This is a genomic window from Bacillus sp. bc15 (assembly GCF_900142585.1).
Classification (GTDB): Bacteria; Bacillota; Bacilli; order Bacillales; family Bacillaceae_G; genus Bacillus_A; species Bacillus_A cereus.
In genome coordinates, this window is sequence record NZ_FRBJ01000032.1 from 1 (window position 1) to 2,324 (window position 2,324).

Sequence of the window (2,324 nt, forward strand, 5' to 3'; positions counted from 1 at the left end):
GCGACTTCCTTATGTTAACATCTTCGTTAGTTAATGTCAACTAAGTTTTTTATTTCGTTTGTCGCTTGCGACGTTAATGTCATCGGCGACTTGTCCTATATTACACCTCTATATAATAATAGTCAATATTAATCTTTCATTTTTTAAAAAAAGATGAAAAAGACTCTCATACCCCCTCTTTATTCCTCATACATATCAGTAAAATAACTGAAAGGAGTGTAGAACTTGTTCGATCCTTCTTTATTAAACACCATAAGCGCCCATTCAAGAAGCCCACACTATCATAGGAAGTTTCCCATCATTCTATTTTGGAGTCAAAAAAGCGGTTGCACTTCTCTTGCCAATTGGTTCTTTTACCAGATTGATTTATTGCAAACAGCTCTAAGTTATAGTCCTTTCATTCATAATTATGAATATGATATATACAAAAGTACACCTGCTTATAGTGTACGACTAGGAGTAGCGTTGCGAGAAAAACAAAAAGAAACGTTTAAACTTGTTCGTAACCCTTATAGGAGAGCAGTCAGTTCTTTCGTATCCTTAATTGGACCTCCTTATATGGAAAATCCCGAATGGAAACCCATCCGAAAGTTTTTATATCAAGATGAAAATTCCCCCAAAGGGATCTCATTTAAACAATTTCTATACTATCTATTTATGAAAGGGGCTCACGCAAGTGATATTAACCCACATTTCACACAACAATATATAGCTGGTGAAGAAGAATATGTCACCAATTATATATACTTAGAAAACTTTGATCAGGAAATAAAAGAATTAGAAAAGCGTTTCGAATTAAAAAACGCACCAATAAATGAGTTCTCAACATCATGGCATCATCAAACTCCCGCCATGATTTATAAAGGGAATTTTAGCGAAGGCGATATTACTGATCCTTTATTTCCCCGTCATCCAACTTTTGAAAGCTTTTATGATACTGAATGTATACAACTTGTTCAAACAATATTTCAAAATGATTTCGACACATATAAATACAGCAAAGAATATCCATACTAATTTTAGTTTATTATCTTTGCTAAATAAAAAAGATACCTCATATATAAGGTATCTTTTTTACATGTCAATTATATAAATCATACTGTTTAACAGTCTCTATTCTTCACCTTATTACCTTTTAATAGATTACATAACTTTTGCTTATCCGCCCATCCTACTCCGATTAAAACTAAACTTGCTCCCATTATTACTCTCCATGTCAGAGATTCATTTAATAGAATAATTGAAGTAACAATACTTATTAATGGTAATGCATTTAAATATAATCCGCTTACTGATGCTGAAACTCTCTCTAGCGCTTTATTCCACAACCAATACGCTAAAATTGTTGCTCCAATAACAAGGTATATTACACTAAGTCCCGTTTTCCAAGTTTCAATCTTTGGTAAACCGTAATAAAGAATTTCTACCAGTGCAAATGGTAATAGAATAACAGCTCCGATAATTAAAGTTAATGTTGTAAAAACCTCGTTTGATAAATACTGTTCTTGTTTTGGTCGTTTTAGCAAAACCGTGTAGAAAGCAAATAGAAAAGTACTTAATAATATGAGTATATCTCCTATTAAAGACACTTCTTGATCAGCACTTTTAGATGGAATCGTAATAAAGAGTACTCCTATAGCACCCAATATAATTCCTATCCAATAATTCAATCGAATTTTCTCTTTCAAGAAGATTGCTGAAAAAAGAATTGTAACTAATGGTAATGCAGCATCTATGATACTAACATGTAATCCACTTGTTAAAGAAATACCGTACGATGTGAACATAAAATACCCAGCTACACCGGTAAAAGCTAACAAACTCATTCTTTTCCATGGAACTTTTTTATGTACAACTGATTTTTGTAGTTGCTTAAATGAAAATAGCATACAAATTCCACCTGCAAAGAAAAGACGAATAAACAACAAAGTAAACGGCTGAATAGATTCTAACGCCCATTTTGTTGGCGCAATAGCTGTCCCCCATAATATAACAGCCACTAATAACATGCATATTTCTTTCATAATCCCCCACACCCATCAAAAATATATGTTAACTACCTTAATTATAGATTTTTTCTTATGTAAAATCCTTTAAAAACACAAAAGGTTATGCAAAAAGAGCTAGATTGCTACTTTTTGCATAACCTTTTTATATAAGATCACAAACATTCTTTTATATCTCGACTATACCCTTATAAAAGGTAATTCTTACCTTTATATTTTAAGTAATAAAAATAAACACAAAAAAACCTAAGTCGAAACGACTTAGGTTTTTGCTTGGCGACGTCCTACTCTCACAGGGACAAGGTCCCAACTACCATC

The 2,324-nt window shown here is 32.3% G+C and carries 2 protein-coding genes; one reads left to right on the forward strand and one right to left on the reverse strand.

What is annotated here, in order from left to right; genetic code table 11:
- The first annotated feature begins 225 nt into the window (after window positions 1-225).
- Window positions 226-1,017: a sulfotransferase family 2 domain-containing protein gene (locus BUA87_RS29745; protein ID WP_072941983.1), complete on the forward strand. Its 792-nt coding sequence runs from the start codon at window positions 226-228 to the stop codon at window positions 1,015-1,017.
- An 86-nt stretch (window positions 1,018-1,103) separates the two neighbouring features.
- Here BUA87_RS29745 and BUA87_RS29750 read toward each other — a convergent pair whose 3' ends face one another.
- Window positions 1,104-2,024, reverse strand: coding sequence for a DMT family transporter (locus BUA87_RS29750; protein ID WP_000658283.1), 921 nt, complete (start codon window positions 2,022-2,024; stop codon window positions 1,104-1,106).
- Window positions 2,025-2,324 lie beyond the last annotated feature (300 nt).